Source organism: Rhizobium sp. 22-785-1 (assembly GCF_053521965.1).
Map to the genome: position 1 here is coordinate 53,023 of NZ_JBNWDI010000004.1, position 15,017 is coordinate 68,039.

Sequence of the window (15,017 nt, forward strand, 5' to 3'; positions counted from 1 at the left end):
GCTTTTTCCTTTTTCAGAACAAACGAAAAGGGGCGCGACTTTCATCGCGCCCCTTCATATGTCCTGTCTTCTGAATTCAGACGAGATCGAAGCGGTCGGCGTTCATCACCTTGTTCCAGGCGGCAACGAAGTCCTTGGCGAACTTCTGACCGGCATCGGCAGAGGCATAGACCTCGGCGAAGGCGCGCAGCTGCGAATGCGAACCGAAGATCAGGTCGACGCGGGTACCCGTCCACTTGACCTCGTTGGTGGTCCGATCGCGGCCCTCGTAAATGCCCTTTTCTCCAGCGACCGGCGCCCACTGGGTGCTCATGTCGAGAAGGTTGACGAAGAAGTCGTTCGTCAGAACTTCGGGACGATCGGTGAAGACGCCATGTTCCGGCTTGCCGACGTTGAGAACACGAAGGCCACCCAAGAGCGCCGTCATTTCAGGACCGGTCAGGGTCAGCAGGTGCGCACGGTCGATCAGTGCTTCCTCTGCCTTCATGAACTGATGGCGCTTCTCGTTGACATAGTTGCGGAAGCCATCGATGCGTGGCTCGAGTGCGGCGAAGGAGGCAACATCGGTCTGCTCCTGCGAGGCATCGGCGCGGCCAGGCGTGAACGGTACGGTTACATCCTGTCCGCCAGCTTTCGCGGCCTTTTCGATTCCGGCAGCACCTGCCAGCACGATGAGATCGGCAAGCGATATCTGCTTGCCGCCCGTCTGAGCCGCGTTGAAGTCACGCTGGACGCCTTCCAGAACAGACAGAACCTTTGCCAGCTGCTCAGGCTGGTTGGCCTCCCAGTTCTTCTGCGGCTCCAGGCGAATGCGTGCGCCATTGGCACCGCCACGCTTGTCCGAACCACGGAAGGACGAAGCAGACGCCCAGGCAGTGGAAACCAATTCCTGAACCGAAAGACCGGTCGCCAGAACTTTTGCTTTCAACTCGGCAATGTCCTGATCGTCGATCAGCGGATGGTCGACGGCTGGAACGACGTCCTGCCAGATCAGGTCTTCGGCGGGAACCTCCGGACCGAGGTAGCGAACCTTCGGACCCATGTCGCGATGGGTCAGCTTGAACCATGCGCGAGCGAAAGCATCGGCAAACTGTTCCGGATGCTCCAGGAAGCGGCGCGAAATCTTTTCATATTCCGGGTCGAAACGCAGCGACAGATCCGTCGTCAGCATGGTTGGCAGCTTCTTCTTCGACGGATCGAAGGCATCGGGAATGGACGGCTCTGCATTCTTCGCCACCCACTGCTTTGCACCAGCCGGGCTCGTGGTCAGTTCCCACTCGAAACCAAAGAGGTTTTCGAAGAAGAAGTTGCTCCATTGGGTCGGCGTCTGCGTCCAGGTCACTTCCGGTCCGCCGGTAATGGCATCCTTGCCGACGCCGGTGCCGAACTTGCTCTTCCAGCCGAGACCCTGGTCTTCAAGCGCGCCACCTTCCGGCTCTGCGCCGATCAGCGACGGGTCGCCGGCACCATGCGTCTTGCCGAAGGTGTGGCCGCCTGCAATGAGCGCCACCGTTTCTTCGTCGTTCATCGCCATGCGGGCAAAGGTCTCGCGGATATCGCGGGCTGCGGCAACCGGATCCGGATTGCCGTTCGGGCCTTCCGGGTTGACGTAGATGAGACCCATCTGCACCGCGCCGAGCGGTTCGGAGAGCTGGCGCTCGCCGCTATAGCGCTCATCGCCGAGCCAGGTGCCTTCCGGACCCCAATAGAGCTCTTCCGGCTCCCAGACGTCTGCGCGACCGCCGGCGAAACCGAACGTCTTGAAGCCCATGGATTCCAGCGCGACATTGCCCGTCAGGATCATCAGGTCGGCCCAGGAAATCTTGTTGCCGTATTTCTGCTTGATCGGCCACAGAAGGCGGCGCGCCTTGTCGAGGTTGGCATTGTCCGGCCAGCTGTTGAGCGGCGCAAAACGCTGCTGGCCCATGCCGGCACCGCCGCGACCATCAGTGATGCGGTAAGTACCGGCGCTGTGCCAGGCCATGCGCACGAAGAGACCGCCGTAATGACCGAAGTCGGCTGGCCACCAATCCTGCGAATCCGTCATCAGCGCATGAAGATCGCTCTTTACGGCATCAAGGTCGAGGGACTTGAACGCTTCCGCGTAGTCGAAGTCCTTGCCCATCGGGTCAGACAGGCTGGAATGCTGGTGAAGCTTCTGGATATCCAGCTGATCGGGCCACCAGTCACGATTGCCTCTTCCACGCGGGGAAGAGTGTGCGACGGGACATTTGCCCGCGCTGGCGTTGGGATTGTCCATGATGTTCTCCTGCTTTGCTAAATCAAATCATCAAATTCAATGAGAAGCGGTTGCGGAAATAATATGACCCGCCTTTCGTCGCGCTATCATCCCATCTTCCTGGATTGAGCCAGCGCGGCGCTCCTCGCGGTTCATGTCTTAGCCAATAGATGTGATAGTTTTAAGTTGGATTTACCGATTGCGTTGATAGGAAATTGTTATCGACACCGTCTGTAACTGCGACTGGGCGGTATTCTCTGCGCATGTCGCAACGAGATGGAAAAATGCAGCAAAAATATTCTCCATCGCCGCATCTTTTTGAATGTTTCTGCCGTTTAATGCGTCACGCTTTATGGGATGAGACATCAACCGGAGCGATGTTATCCGGAACACAGGGAAAGGAATACCAATGGGCTTGTTCAAAACAATCATGACGACGGCTGTAACCACGGTTGCGCTGCACGCCGTAATGATCTCTCCTTCTGCAGCAGGAGAAAACCTCGATCAGATCAAGTCCTCCGGCGTCATCAAGATCGGCACCGAAGGTACCTATGCTCCCTTCACATTCCACGACGCCAGCGGCAAGCTTGTCGGTTTCGATGTCGAGGTTGGCCAGGCCGTTGCCGAGAAGCTTGGGGTGAAGCCGGAATTCATCGAAGGCAAGTGGGATGGCCTGATCGCTGGTCTTGATTCCAAGCGCTACGATGCCGTCATCAATCAGGTTGGCATTACAGAGGCGCGCAAGCAGAAATACGCCTTCTCCGAGCCTTACATTGCCTCGAAGGCCGTGCTGATCGTCAGCGACAAGAACACCGACATCAAGGGCTTCGCTGACCTGAAGGGCAAGAAGTCGGCACAGTCCCTGACGAGTAACTTCGGCAAGCTTGCCACCGAAGCGGGCGCTGACCTCGTCGGCACCGATGGCTTCGACCAGTCCATCCAGCTGGTTCTGACCGGCCGCGCCGATGCGACCGTCAATGACAGCCTGTCCTTCCTGGATTTCAAGAAGAAGCAGCCGCAGGCCCCGGTGAAGATCGTGGCTGAAAAGCCGGATGCCGACTACTCGGGCATCATCGTCCGCAAGGGCGATGATGAACTGGTTGCCGCAATCAACAAGGCGCTCGCAGACATCAAGGCTGATGGCACCTACAAGAAGATTTCCGACACCTATTTCGGTCAGGACGTCTCCAAGTAAGCGCTTTCTAAATAGCGGACGCGCCGCATCTGCTATATTCTGCTGACATTGATCATTCACAGACGAAGTCCGGCCAGCGCCGGGCTTCCTTTTTGTTTTGAGGGTTTCTTCGTGCCGCACTGGCTGCAATTGATGATGGATTCACTTCCCACACTTCTGTGGGCCGGGGTGAAGTTCACGATACCGCTGACCCTGCTATCCTTTGTCCTCGGCCTGGCACTTGGGCTTGCAACCGCGGTCGCGCGGCTGTTCGGGCCGACACCGATTGCTCTGCTCGCCCGCTTTTATGTCTGGGTGATCCGAGGCACGCCGCTTCTCGTGCAGCTTTTCGTTATCTTCTATGGTCTGCCGAGCATCGGCATTCTTCTCGATGCATTTCCCGCAGCGCTTATCGGATTCACGCTGAATGTCGGCGCCTATACGTCCGAGATTATTCGTGCCGCTATTTCGTCCGTGCCGAAAGGACAGTGGGAAGCCGCCTTCTCCACCGGCATGAGCTGGCGCCAGGCTATGCAGCGCACGATCCTGCCGCAGGCTGGACGCGTTGCGGTTCCACCTCTGTCGAACACCTTTATCTCGCTGGTCAAGGATACCTCGCTTGCGGCAGCCATCACCGTGCCGGAACTGTTTCAATCCGCCCAGCGCATCGTCGCTACGACCTACGAGCCGTTGATCCTCTATATCGAAGCAGCCCTCATCTATCTTGCGCTGAGCTCCGTTCTGTCAGCTCTTCAGGCGCGACTTGAGACCCGCTTTGCACGATATGGCGGCATGATGGAGAGCAACCGATGATCGAACTTAACAACATCGAAAAGCGCTTCGGCGATGCGGTGATCCTCAAGGACATCTCGCTCAGCTTTCCAGAGGGCAGCGTGACGGCCCTTGTCGGCCCTTCGGGCGGCGGCAAGAGCACGCTTTTGCGCTGCATCAACCTGCTTGAACTGCCAACCGAAGGCACGGTACGCATCGGCGCGGACAGTGTCTCCTTCCAGCAGGGTCGCAAGGTTGCCTGGCAGGACATCCAGAAGATCCGCCGCCAGACAGGCATGGTATTTCAGAACTTCCAGCTCTTCCCGCACAGAACCGCGATCGAGAATGTCATGGAAGGCCTGCTCGTCGTGCAGAAGTGGTCGATGGAAAAGGCCCGTGCGAGAGCGATGGAGCTTTTGACAAAGGTTGGCATGGCGCACAAGGCGGATGCCTGGCCGGCGAACCTTTCGGGTGGCCAACAGCAGCGCGTCGCCATTGCCCGCGCTCTCGCTCCCTCGCCGAAGGTCCTACTCTGCGACGAACCTACTTCAGCGCTCGATCCGGAATTGTCAGCCGAAGTGGTAGAGGTACTGGGGCAATTGGCGCATGAAGGCACCACCATGGTCATGGCAACCCATGATCTTCGACTTGCCTCGACGATCGCTGGCCTCGTCGTGTTCCTGGAAGCCGGAAAGGTGGTTGAGACCGGCACCTCCGACGCCATTTTCCGCAGCCCGCATCAAGAAAGGACGCGTCGCTTCGTTTCCTCCATCAATGCGGCTCAAACACTCTCTTGATGCTCAACTCTGCGTGATAACAAGGCAAAGGCGAATTTACGGAAGCCGCGCATATTGAGCGCTTCCTCCCCATAAGCCATTATATTCTCAGCCACATTAGAATTGTATTCTCTTCCACATCTTCCGCTTGAGCGGGTATCAAAAACTGCTTGATTTTAAAAACGAACGTTCGTACTTAAATTTAAAAAGGACGTTTCATGGCTAGAACCCGTAAAATCAGCACCGACGATATTCTTGACGCCGCCGAGCGTGTTGTCATGCGGGACGGCGCGGCGGGCCTTTCTATCGACGCGGTGGCGCAGGAGGCCGGTGTCAGCAAGTCGCGCGTGGTCTATGACCACAAGTCCAAAAGTGCGCTTCTTGAAGCTCTGATTGATCGGCACATGTCTGCCGAGGAAACGCGCATTCGCGAAGCCGTCGGCTCGCACAGCGAGGCCCCTCACCCCGAGCTTTTTGGCCGGATCAGCCTTGCAGAAGAGGCTCCGGACGATATCGATCGAGCCGTGTGTCTTGCCATTTCCGCCGCGATGTCGAGCGAGGAAAATGTTCATGAGCGCATGCGGGGATGGACGAAGGCCGACCTTGAAGCCATGAAAGCCGGGCCGCGTCCGAAAGCGGCTCTTCTCGCCTACCTTGCCCTGACGGGTCTCTGTTGCATGGAACTGTTTGATTTCCACCGTTGGGAGACCAGCGAGAGACACGACATCCTCGACGGCATCAAAGACATCTACGCTTCCCTACCCGATAAAAAATGACGATCGCTCGATAGCGATGAAGACGAGGACTTTATAAAATGCTGAGCAGAAAAGCTTTGCCACGCCTTGCAAGCCTGTTCCTTGGCGGCATGATCATGCTGTCGGGACCGTCGCTGCACGCGCAGGAAGGCGGTATGCAGATGCCGCCGCCTGCGGTCGGCGTTCTTGAGTTGAAGACCCGCGCCGTGCCCGTGGTCAACGAACTGCCGGGTCGGGTCGCCGCAACGCGTGTGGCGGAAGTGCGCGCCCGCGTCTCCGGTATTCTACTGGAGCGCGTCTTCCAGCAGGGGACGCTGGTGCAGAAGGACGATGTCCTCTATCGCATCGATCCAAAGCTCTTCAAGGTTCGAGTGGAAAGTGCCCAGGCGGCGCTCCAGCGCGCCCAGGCAACGCAGGCCAATGCCCGCCAGCAGCTTGAACGCCAGAAGACGCTGCGCGAGCGCAATGTCGCGACCGGCATCGAGTACGACACCGCCGCTGTAAACCTGGCGCAGGCGGATGCCGATGTCGCACTTCAGCAGGCGGCACTCGATGAAGCCAAGATCAATCTTGACTATACCGAAGTTCGCGCGCCCATCACCGGCATCATCGGTGCGGCACTCGTGACCGAAGGCGCGCTGGTAACGGCGGATGGAACCCAGAACCTTGCGCTCATCCAGCAGATCGATCCCATCTATGCCGACTTCACGCAGTCGGCACAGGACATGCTGGCGCTGAAGCGCGCTGTCGAAGATGGCAAGCTCGCAAGCCCCGCACCGGATCAGGCCAGCGTGCGTCTCGTCTTCGATGACGGCACCGTCTATGCAGATGCCGGCCGCCTGCTCTTTGCCAGCGCCAGCGTCGATGCCACCACCGGTCAGGTGACGCTGCGTGCAGAATTCCCCAACGCCAAGCGCAACCTTCTGCCCGGCATGTATGTGCGCGTGCGCATCGAACAGGCCGTGCGCCAGGACGCCATCACAATTCCCCAGCGCGCCGTTCTTCGCAACGCCGAAGGCAAGCCCATGGTCTATATCGCCAAGGATGACGGCACTGCCGAGGCGCGCCCGATCGAGCTTGGGCAGGCTCTCGATACCGAATGGGTGGTCGAAAAGGGCCTGTCGGCGGGTGAGAAGATCATCGTCGATGGCGTGCAGAAAGTTCAGCCGGGCGGCAAGATCGCTGCAGAACCCTGGCAGCAGCAACAGCCTGCCGAAGCCGCAGCGCAAGCGCCGAAGCAGTAAGGTCACCTCATGGCACAGCTATTCATCAGACGGCCGATCCTTGCCTGGGTCTTTGCGCTGTTCATCTCGATTGCCGGCATTATCGCCATCCCCTTCCTGCCGATCGCGCAGTATCCGAAGGTGGCGCCGCCGCAGCTGACGATCTCCACCAGCTATCCGGGCGCCTCGCCGCAGGAAATCTATCAAGGCGTGACCCGTCTCATTGAAGACGAGTTGAACGGTGTCGAAGGCCTGATGTACTTCGAATCGACGTCGGATACGTCGGGTCAGGTCTCGATCAACGCTACGTTCGAAGCCGGAACCAACATCAACCAGGCATCGGTCGATGTGCAGAACGCCATCCGCCGCGTAGAAGCCCGCCTTCCAAGAGCCGTCGCTTCCCAGGGCGTGACCGTTGAAGAAGCCTCCTCCGGCTTCCTCATGTTCATTACGCTGACCTCCACCGACGGCACGATGGATGAAGTGGCGCTTGGCGACTATCTCAACCGCAACGTTCTGGGTGAACTGCGTCGTATCGACGGGGTTGGCCGTGCGCAGCTCTTCTCTGCCCAGCGCGCCATGCGCGTCTGGATCGACGCCGACAAACTCGTTGGTCTCAACCTGACGGCCGCCGATATCAATAACGCGATTACTGCACAAAACGCTCAGGTCGCCGCCGGCCAGATCGGCGCCGCCCCTAACCCCGTGTCCCAAGATCTGACGGCGACGGTTCTCGTCAAGGGTCAGCTGACAGACACGAAGGAATTCGGCAACATCGTTCTTCGCGCCAATCCGGATGGCAGTTCGGTCCGCTTGAAGGACGTCGCCCGCATCGAACTCGGTGCGGAGACCTACAACTTCTCGAGCCGTCTGAACGGCCAGCCAAGCGCTGCTGTCGGTATCCAGCTATCATCGACCGGCAACGCGGTCGCCACCTCGAAAGCGGTGACGGCCAAGCTTGAGGAGCTTTCCCGCTTCTTCCCGTCAGGCGTTGCCTATAGCGTTCCCTATGATACCAGCCCGTTCGTTTCGGCGTCGATCGAGAAGGTGCTGCATACGCTGGTCGAAGCCATTATCCTTGTCTTCGTGGTGATGTTCGTCTTCCTCCAGAACTTCCGCTACACCGTCATCCCGACATTGGTTGTTCCGGTAGCGCTGCTCGGCACCTGCGCCATCATGTATGCGACAGGCTTCTCCATCAACGTGCTAACGATGTTCGCCATGGTGCTTGCCATCGGCATTCTCGTCGACGACGCCATCGTCGTGGTCGAGAACGTCGAGCGCATCATGGCCGAAGAGGGTCTGTCTCCCAAGGCTGCCACGCAGAAAGCCATGCGCCAGATCACCGGCGCCATCCTCGGTATTACGCTGGTTCTCGCCTGCGTCTTCATTCCGATGGCTTTCTTCCCCGGATCGACGGGTATCATCTACCGCCAGTTCAGCTTGACCATGGTGGTGTCGATCCTGTTCTCCGCCTTCCTCGCCCTGTCGCTGACGCCCGCGCTCTGCGCCACTTTCCTGAAACCCATTCCCAAGGGACATCATGAGAAGCGCGGCATCGGCGGCTGGTTCAACCGCAAGTTCGACAGCCTGACGAATGGCTACACGAAGACTGCAACGGGCACGGCCAAGCGGGCAGGCCGGATGATGGTGATCTATCTGGCACTGGTCGCCGGTCTCGGCTACCTCTTCATCAACCTGCCAAGCGCCTTCGTCCCGGATGAGGATCAGGGCTTCCTGATCGTCGATATCCAGGGTCCGCCAGAGGCCAGCGCAAACCGTACGCTCGCCTCCATCAAGCAGATCGAGACCATCTTCAAGGCGGATCCTGCCGTGAAGGACATCGTCGCGATCCAGGGATTCAGCTTCTCCGGCAACGGCGCCAACGCTGCCCTTGCCTTCGTGACACTGAAAGACTGGAGCGAGCGTGGTGCTGGCAATTCGGCGCAGGATATCGCCAACCGTGCCAACATGAAGCTCTTCGGCCTCAAGGATGCGACGACCTTTGCGCTTTCGCCTCCGCCCATTGAAGGCTTCGGCACGTCCGGCGGCTTCTCCTTCCGCCTGCAGGACCGAAACGGCATCGGCCAGGCGGCCCTTTCTGCCGCAGCTGCAGAACTGATGCAGAAGGCCGGCAAAAGCCCGATCCTCACCGGCATGCGTATTGAAGGTCTGCCGGATGCGGCCCAGGTGCTGCTGGTGATAGACCGCGAAAAGGCCAACACCTTCGGTGTCACATTTGCGGATATCAACAACACCATCACTGCCAATCTCGGTTCGTCCTACATCAACGACTTCCCCAATGCCGGTCGTATGCAGCGTGTCATCGTGCAGGCACAGGATCGCGACCGTCTTCAGGTGGAAGATTTGCTGAAGCTCAATGTCCGCAACGCAAGCGGCGGCATGGTGCCCCTGAGTTCCTTTGCAATCGCCCAGTGGCAAAAGGGTTCTCCGCAGGTGGTTGGCTATAACGGCTATCCGACGATCCGTATCGCCGGCGCTCCGGCGCCCGGCAATTCCACTGGCGCCGCCATCACCGAGATGGAACGCATCGCCTCGGAACTTCCGGCCGGTATCGGCTACGAATGGACGGGCCAGGCACTTGAAGAGATCAAGTCGGGCTCGCAGGCACCATTCCTGTTTGGCCTCAGCATTCTCTTCGTCTTCCTGCTTCTTGCGGGTCTATACGAAAGCTGGTCCATTCCGCTCTCGGTCATGCTGGTCGTGCCGCTCGGCATCATCGGCTCGGTGCTGGCCGTCATGGTTCGGGATATGCCGAACGACATCTACTTCAAGGTGGGTCTGATTGCTATCATCGGCCTGTCGGCAAAGAACGCGATCCTGATCGTCGAATTTGCCAAGGATTATTATGCGGAAGGCAAGTCACTGCTGGATTCGGCGGTACAGGCTGCACGCGTCCGCTTCCGCCCGATCATCATGACCTCGCTTGCCTTCACGCTCGGCGTCGTACCGCTGGCGATCGCGACCGGCCCAAGTGCGGCAAGCCAGAACGCTATCGGCACCGGCGTTTTGGGCGGCATGATCTCGGCTACAATTCTTGCCGTCTTCTTCGTGCCTGCCTTCTTCGTCTTCGTCCTGACGCTGATGCGAACCAAGCGGCCTGTAGCGGAGCATGACGAACACCGCGAGGCACCGCCACCGGCGTCCGAAGCGCATTCGTCCTGACGAAGATTGAAACACAAACGCCGCGGATCGAAATATCCGCGGCGTTTTATTGTCCGATCGTGCAAATCCCGGTTGGAACTACGTCGCTTCGGCTCCATCCCCAACATGAGCAGCGATCTTTTCCAGAAGTGCATCGCGAATGCCGATGGCCTTCAGATGCTCCACCGTGTTGAAGACATAATCGGCATTGGGTCCGGAACTGCCTTCAGCCGTGCGGATGATCGAGGCGGCATCATCCACCTCCAGTCCACCGACATATTGCGGGTGGCAAGGGTCTGCCACGTAGGTCAGCGCGTTCAGCCGTCGACCGTCCTCAAGGCTCACCATGATCAGGCGCTCCTTGTAGACATTCGTCACCAGTTCTCGCTCTCGCAGGTAATCGAGCACGGGCTTGCGGCCCGACGCCTTGACCCGGAAAGCCACGCCAAGGCAGGAGCCGCCGCGCTCAAGACCCAGCACCAGACCCGGTCTTTCCTCCGTCCCGCGGTAATGGTTGGAGCGAATGCAGAGCGCTCGCCTGTAGCCGAACAACCGCGCCCTCTGACGCTCCTCAAACGGGAAGCCGGGGTTCCACATCAGCGAACCGTAGCCAAAGACCCAAAAATCGTCCATATCGCACGCCAAATCACTATTCGAAGCCGCTCAGCATTGGAGATCATCATGGCAACGTCAAGCCAATCCCGTACAGGCAGAAAATTCCTTTTTCTCGGGCTCGGCATCGTGCTTGTCATCGCCATCTACACGGCTGGCTGGTTTTATGCGGCCAAGCGGCTGGAAGAGACTGTGATCAAGGCCATCGCGCCGGGCGGCACCTCCAGCATTCAGGGCGAATGCACCGATATGGCCTTTCGCGGTTATCCCTTCCGCATCGGCCTCTTTTGCTCAAAAGTAAATGTCGAAGATAAAAAAACAGGTGTTACGACATCCTTCGGCGCTCTGCGCTCGGCGGCACAGGTCTACGCGCCGGGCCATATCGTCTGGGAGCTGGATTCGCCAGCTGAAATTCGCACACCGCATGGGCTGACCGTTTCGGCGCAATGGGCGGATTTACGATCAAGCCTAGTGACCAAGCTGAAGGGCATCGATCGCACCTCGCTGGTTATTGATGGGTTGAAGGCGCAGGCTGTCTCTTCCGTCACCAATCAGACCATCGACTTCGATGCAGCAAAGACCGAAGTCCATCTTCGCCAGAACGGTGCTGATCTCGACGGTGCCATAACATTGAACAACGCTGCGACAGTCGTTCAAGGCTGGCCGCAGATTCTGCCACGCCTTAACGCCATCGCTGACGTGACGCTTGCGGGCAAGGCCGGCATGATCGACGGCAGCGACACGACCGGGCTTTACGGCGCAAGCGGCGAGCTACGCCGTGTCATGCTCGATATTGGCGAAGGTCGCATCATGCGTATCAGCGGCCCGTTTGCCTTTGACGATCAGGGTTATCTGTCGGGCAAATTCAAGCTGGAAATCGAAAAGCTGGGCGACTGGGCCGACAATGCCAAGCAAGCCTTCCCGCAGCTTCAATCGACCATCGACACCGCCCGCAAGCTTCTCGGCGCACTGGCCGGGGGCGGTGATCGCACATCCGTCGATCTCGTGGTCGATCGCGGCCGCGCCACCGTCAGCGGCTTCATTCCACTCGGCAAAATTCCGCCGATCTGACAAACCAGCTGAGCACGACCGGCTCCCGTCATACCGATTGATGGGCGCCGGTCAAAGTGTCCGGTTTGAAACACACGCTGATAGGCAGATGCAGCAATCTCTGGAGTCGATAAAGCCGTCTGAAACCAACCCGCTGCTTGACTGCGCGGCGGCTCTGCATCTGACGCTCATGCTCTTTGCACGCTTCTGGCCGCAACTCATGGCGCTGTGGTTGATCGGCTTCTCGGGAAGCCTCGCGCTGACTAATCTCGCCGCTCTCGTTGGTCGGTGGAATGCACTGGCGGGCCTGTCTCTATTATCGCTGGTCGTCCTCTTAAAGTTGGTCATCCTCGTCGCGCTGTTCGAGACAGTCCGGCGTGGGCTTCCAACGCTCCACGCCGCTTCCGCTCAGAATGATCGGGGCGCGACAGAGCCGGGCGTGGCCAGGAAGACGAACTTCGTCACCGCGCTGGCACTAACGCTCGTTCCCTTCTTCGCCTTCTATGCCGCCTGGGGTTTCCTCGCCGACACGCTGCGAGATTATGCAAGGCTCTCCTTCGACCTCTTGCTGTCAGGCGAAACCGCAAAGCTGCTGGAGGTCACGGGTGGCGCCTGGCTCGTCGTTTCCGTCGCGATTGCCTGGGCCATCAGACGCTTTGCGAAATTCATGAGCAAGCGATCGAAGTCGCCCTTATGGCCGATAGTCATCGTTATCTGCGAAGCGAACTGGGCATTCATCGGTATCTTTGTCATTTCCACTTGGCAGGACGACATTCGCAACTGGTTCACGCATCTGCCGGACGTCATCGGCAACCTCTTGACGATGCTGGACCCAGTACCCGGCGCCATCGCGCAGGATCTCGCTGCGCCCGCTGAGTTTGCCGAGGCCTCATTCAGCCGAGGTCTACAATCTGTCTTCCTCTATACGCTCTATCCGGCTGTCTGGCTGACGCTCGCAGCACTTATCTATGGCTACGATATCAATGGCGAACATCCGCTGCCGGCCCGCGGTCTTTCTGCCGCAATCTCCAGATGGCAAGCGCTACCGAAGTTTTTGCAGGACTTCGTCGCTCACTTCATCGCGGGCACGTTGAAGCGCTACCGAACCCTGGCGGAAGGCGTTGGGCTGGCGCTCAGCTCCGGTTTCGCTTTGACCCTTTGTGCCATTCTCTCCTACCGCCTGCTCGATTTCGGCTCGGCATGGGCATGGTTCGGGATCTCACGATGGATCGGTCCGCAGGAAACGGCGCTCTGGCCAGTCATCGCACAAGGGATCTCCTTGCTTTTCGGCACGCCCAGCGATCCCGGGGAGGGACTGCTGGTCTCACCTCTGAAAATCTGCGTGCTTGCCGCCACGCTCGAAATCGGCTTTGCGCGAGGCCGTGAATGGCGGGCACGCACGCTGGACGTTTAGGCCTGCTTTCGTCTGAGTTTTCCTATCGCGCACCAAGACGAAGCGGAATGGAAAGTGCGGCGGGGCGGGACGCGGCGAAACTGATGCGCGCCGAAAGCCGTCCTGCAACCGGCGCCGGTACAAGGAATTTCTCCTCGATCAAGGTGTTCTCGCCTTTCGAAAGCGGTGTCAGCGAGGCGATGCCGCAGCCGTTGATCGGTGTTGCCTTCGGATCGAGTTCGCGACTGACATTGTTAGACAGTGTCACATCCAGCGGCAACCACCGGCGTCCTTCGCCATCGACCAGACTGATCTGACACTGGGACCAATCTTCCCCGATGTCTTTCACCGCCGTTGCGCTCAGCCGAAGGATGACCAGCCGTCGTTCCCCGGGAAGCCGAAGCGGCATATCCTTGCCATCGCCCAGCAGACGCGCCGCCTCGACCTGCCACAGCGCTCCGGCGTAGATGCGATCGCCTGCATTGCCGACGATCTCGATTTCATTACGGCGTTGATATTCCTGAAAGCTGCGCCAGGCGCTCAGCGAGAAAGCCAGCACCACCAGGGCAGGCAGGCTGATAAACGAAATCCACCACAATGTGCGTTCGCGATCAGCGCCCATCATTGCCGATCTCCAATACCGCTTGGGAGACAATCTTGTCCGCATCAATAGCGATATCGAGCTGGTCGCTGAGTTGCGGGAAATATTGCCTGGCCAAGAGTAGCGACATTCGTGAGGTCTCCACCTCCGGCAACTCGAAAACGAATATGCCCGACATCGGCAAGCCAGGTTGGATGGTCTTGGTCGACAGGGCGCCCGGCACACCGTCCACCCGCGTAGACTGCCTGTATGAGCGGCCGGATGCGCCGACGATTGCCGCGGCCTGGAGGGGCGAAGTCTCGGTCGATGCAGCAGCGTCCACTGTGACGACAAGCCAGACACCCGAGGTGCTGCGCTCCACCTTCCGTCCGAAGCTCTCATAGGAGAGCACCTTGGCCTTGCGAACCTGGGAGACTTGACCACTGAACGCGCGCCCGGAGACCGTTTCCCCCGCATGTCCGCGCGTGACGATCGGACCTGTCAGCATGGCGTAGGATGGCGTCGTTTCCTTTAGCGCTATCAGAACGACCACCGAAAGCGCGACGAGAGCAGCGTAGAACACCGCGCGGATCATGGTGCTCCCTCGACGGATGCGCCACCGGACAATGGTAGGACGACTCTCGCGACAGCGCCCTTCGCAAACCAACCCGGTGCCGCATAGAGGTTATCGCGCGGACGAAAAGCCTCACCGTGAACAGAGAGGTCCAGTGAGGATGGCACCGGAGCATCTGCGGGAAGTTCCCACACGGCTGTAACCATCTCTGGCATCACCGGCTGCAAGTCGCCCAGTAGATCACGATCCCGATCGAGATAGAACGCCGGTCGCGGTGCATCCTTAATGTTGTCCAGCTTGATAAGGTCGCCATAGATGTTTGAGCTTTCTGCGGACAGGTTCTCAAGGCGCATTTCGACAGCAACTGCCTGTTTCCTGGGCGTGACCTTCAGCCCGTTCGGCGTGAGCGCGATGATACGAGCAGATTCCAGCGCCACTTGCCAACGCCCGGCATCGATAGTCTTTTTAGCTTCCACCACCGGGACAAGCTCGCTCTCGCGCCGCTCATACATGGAATAACCAAGCGACAGGCCGGCGGCAACAAGACCGCCCGCCCCTGCAATCAGTTTCCGCAGACGCCCTCTTCGAGCCTGTGTTTCAGCGTTCCCCACCATTGCCGATCAGCGATAGCCGCCCTTGTGAAGTCTACTCCAACATCCGCTGAAGACGCGAACCCAAAGTCTTCAACGCAATTCCGGCCCAAGA

At 59.1% G+C, this 15,017-nt stretch carries 13 protein-coding genes; 8 read left to right on the forward strand and 5 right to left on the reverse strand.

Annotated elements, in window-relative coordinates; genetic code table 11:
• Positions 1 to 76: 76 nt before the first annotated feature.
• Complete coding sequence (gene katG, locus ACQZ5M_RS10075; protein WP_449079639.1) at positions 77 to 2,260, reverse strand: catalase/peroxidase HPI; 2,184 nt, start codon at positions 2,258 to 2,260, stop codon at positions 77 to 79.
• A 409-nt stretch (positions 2,261 to 2,669) separates the two neighbouring features.
• Between katG and ACQZ5M_RS10080 the strand changes: the two genes are divergently transcribed.
• The 6 genes from ACQZ5M_RS10080 to ACQZ5M_RS10105 all read left to right on the forward strand — a co-directional run bounded on the left by ACQZ5M_RS10080 (position 2,670) and on the right by ACQZ5M_RS10105 (position 10,124).
• Positions 2,670 to 3,434, forward strand: a complete 765-nt coding sequence (locus tag ACQZ5M_RS10080; RefSeq protein ID WP_449079821.1) for an amino acid ABC transporter substrate-binding protein — start codon at positions 2,670 to 2,672, stop codon at positions 3,432 to 3,434.
• Positions 3,435 to 3,545: 111 nt separating this feature from the next.
• Positions 3,546 to 4,226 carry an amino acid ABC transporter permease gene (locus ACQZ5M_RS10085; protein ID WP_296018060.1) on the forward strand — a complete coding sequence of 227 codons (681 nt, stop codon included), beginning with the start codon at positions 3,546 to 3,548 and terminating at the stop codon, positions 4,224 to 4,226.
• The gene (locus tag ACQZ5M_RS10090) at positions 4,223 to 4,981 is read left to right on the forward strand and encodes an amino acid ABC transporter ATP-binding protein (protein ID WP_296080120.1); all 759 of its coding nucleotides are present in this window, start codon (positions 4,223 to 4,225) and stop codon (positions 4,979 to 4,981) included. The genes ACQZ5M_RS10085 and ACQZ5M_RS10090 overlap by 4 nt, the downstream gene beginning before the upstream one ends.
• Before the next feature lie 197 nt (positions 4,982 to 5,178).
• Entirely contained in the window at positions 5,179 to 5,736 is a 558-nt protein-coding gene (locus tag ACQZ5M_RS10095; RefSeq protein WP_449079640.1) for a TetR/AcrR family transcriptional regulator, read from the forward strand.
• 89 nt (positions 5,737 to 5,825) lie between these two features.
• Positions 5,826 to 6,959 carry an efflux RND transporter periplasmic adaptor subunit gene (locus tag ACQZ5M_RS10100; protein ID WP_296018141.1) on the forward strand — a complete coding sequence of 378 codons (1,134 nt, stop codon included), beginning with the start codon at positions 5,826 to 5,828 and terminating at the stop codon, positions 6,957 to 6,959.
• Positions 6,960 to 6,968: 9 nt separating this feature from the next.
• On the forward strand, positions 6,969 to 10,124 hold the full coding sequence (locus ACQZ5M_RS10105; RefSeq protein ID WP_449079641.1) for a multidrug efflux RND transporter permease subunit: 3,156 nt from the start codon (positions 6,969 to 6,971) through the stop codon (positions 10,122 to 10,124).
• A gap of 78 nt (positions 10,125 to 10,202) precedes the next feature.
• On the opposite strand, the gene ACQZ5M_RS10110 is transcribed toward ACQZ5M_RS10105, so the two are convergent.
• Positions 10,203 to 10,736 carry a gamma-glutamylcyclotransferase gene (locus ACQZ5M_RS10110; RefSeq protein ID WP_112953097.1) on the reverse strand — a complete coding sequence of 178 codons (534 nt, stop codon included), beginning with the start codon at positions 10,734 to 10,736 and terminating at the stop codon, positions 10,203 to 10,205.
• A gap of 48 nt (positions 10,737 to 10,784) precedes the next feature.
• Between ACQZ5M_RS10110 and ACQZ5M_RS10115 the strand changes: the two genes are divergently transcribed.
• Together ACQZ5M_RS10115 and ACQZ5M_RS10120 are read left to right on the forward strand one after the other, a co-directional pair.
• Positions 10,785 to 11,786 carry a DUF2125 domain-containing protein gene (locus tag ACQZ5M_RS10115; RefSeq protein WP_296018073.1) on the forward strand — a complete coding sequence of 334 codons (1,002 nt, stop codon included), beginning with the start codon at positions 10,785 to 10,787 and terminating at the stop codon, positions 11,784 to 11,786.
• An 88-nt stretch (positions 11,787 to 11,874) separates the two neighbouring features.
• Complete coding sequence (locus ACQZ5M_RS10120; RefSeq protein ID WP_449079642.1) at positions 11,875 to 13,179, forward strand: hypothetical protein; 1,305 nt, start codon at positions 11,875 to 11,877, stop codon at positions 13,177 to 13,179.
• A 22-nt stretch (positions 13,180 to 13,201) separates the two neighbouring features.
• Here the strand turns inward: ACQZ5M_RS10120 and ACQZ5M_RS10125 are convergent, their stop codons facing one another.
• From ACQZ5M_RS10125 to ACQZ5M_RS10135, 3 genes are read right to left on the reverse strand one after another with little or no spacing between them, the layout of a single operon-like run.
• Positions 13,202 to 13,783, reverse strand: a complete 582-nt coding sequence (locus ACQZ5M_RS10125; RefSeq protein WP_449079643.1) for a hypothetical protein — start codon at positions 13,781 to 13,783, stop codon at positions 13,202 to 13,204.
• Positions 13,770 to 14,333: a hypothetical protein gene (locus tag ACQZ5M_RS10130; protein ID WP_449079644.1), complete on the reverse strand. Its 564-nt coding sequence runs from the start codon at positions 14,331 to 14,333 to the stop codon at positions 13,770 to 13,772. The genes ACQZ5M_RS10125 and ACQZ5M_RS10130 overlap by 14 nt, the downstream gene beginning before the upstream one ends.
• Positions 14,330 to 14,926: a hypothetical protein gene (locus ACQZ5M_RS10135; RefSeq protein WP_449079645.1), complete on the reverse strand. Its 597-nt coding sequence runs from the start codon at positions 14,924 to 14,926 to the stop codon at positions 14,330 to 14,332. The genes ACQZ5M_RS10130 and ACQZ5M_RS10135 overlap by 4 nt, the downstream gene beginning before the upstream one ends.
• Positions 14,927 to 15,017: the final 91 nt, after the last annotated feature.

Excerpts from the sequence above, each read along its gene's own strand:
- katG (WP_449079639.1), bottom strand. The coding sequence starts at position 2,260 with ATGGACAATCCCAACGCCAGCGCGGGCAAATGTCCCGTCGCACACTCT.
- ACQZ5M_RS10080 (WP_449079821.1), top strand. The coding sequence starts at position 2,670 with ATGACGACGGCTGTAACCACGGTTGCGCTGCACGCCGTAATGATCTCT.
- ACQZ5M_RS10090 (WP_296080120.1), top strand. The coding sequence starts at position 4,223 with ATGATCGAACTTAACAACATCGAAAAGCGCTTCGGCGATGCGGTGATC.
- ACQZ5M_RS10095 (WP_449079640.1), top strand. The coding sequence starts at position 5,179 with ATGGCTAGAACCCGTAAAATCAGCACCGACGATATTCTTGACGCCGCC.
- ACQZ5M_RS10100 (WP_296018141.1), top strand. The coding sequence starts at position 5,826 with ATGATCATGCTGTCGGGACCGTCGCTGCACGCGCAGGAAGGCGGTATG.
- ACQZ5M_RS10105 (WP_449079641.1), top strand. The coding sequence starts at position 6,969 with ATGGCACAGCTATTCATCAGACGGCCGATCCTTGCCTGGGTCTTTGCG.
- ACQZ5M_RS10110 (WP_112953097.1), bottom strand. The coding sequence starts at position 10,736 with ATGGACGATTTTTGGGTCTTTGGCTACGGTTCGCTGATGTGGAACCCC.
- ACQZ5M_RS10115 (WP_296018073.1), top strand. The coding sequence starts at position 10,785 with ATGGCAACGTCAAGCCAATCCCGTACAGGCAGAAAATTCCTTTTTCTC.
- ACQZ5M_RS10120 (WP_449079642.1), top strand. The coding sequence starts at position 11,875 with ATGCAGCAATCTCTGGAGTCGATAAAGCCGTCTGAAACCAACCCGCTG.
- ACQZ5M_RS10125 (WP_449079643.1), bottom strand. The coding sequence starts at position 13,783 with ATGATGGGCGCTGATCGCGAACGCACATTGTGGTGGATTTCGTTTATC.
- ACQZ5M_RS10130 (WP_449079644.1), bottom strand. The coding sequence starts at position 14,333 with ATGATCCGCGCGGTGTTCTACGCTGCTCTCGTCGCGCTTTCGGTGGTC.
- ACQZ5M_RS10135 (WP_449079645.1), bottom strand. The coding sequence starts at position 14,926 with ATGGTGGGGAACGCTGAAACACAGGCTCGAAGAGGGCGTCTGCGGAAA.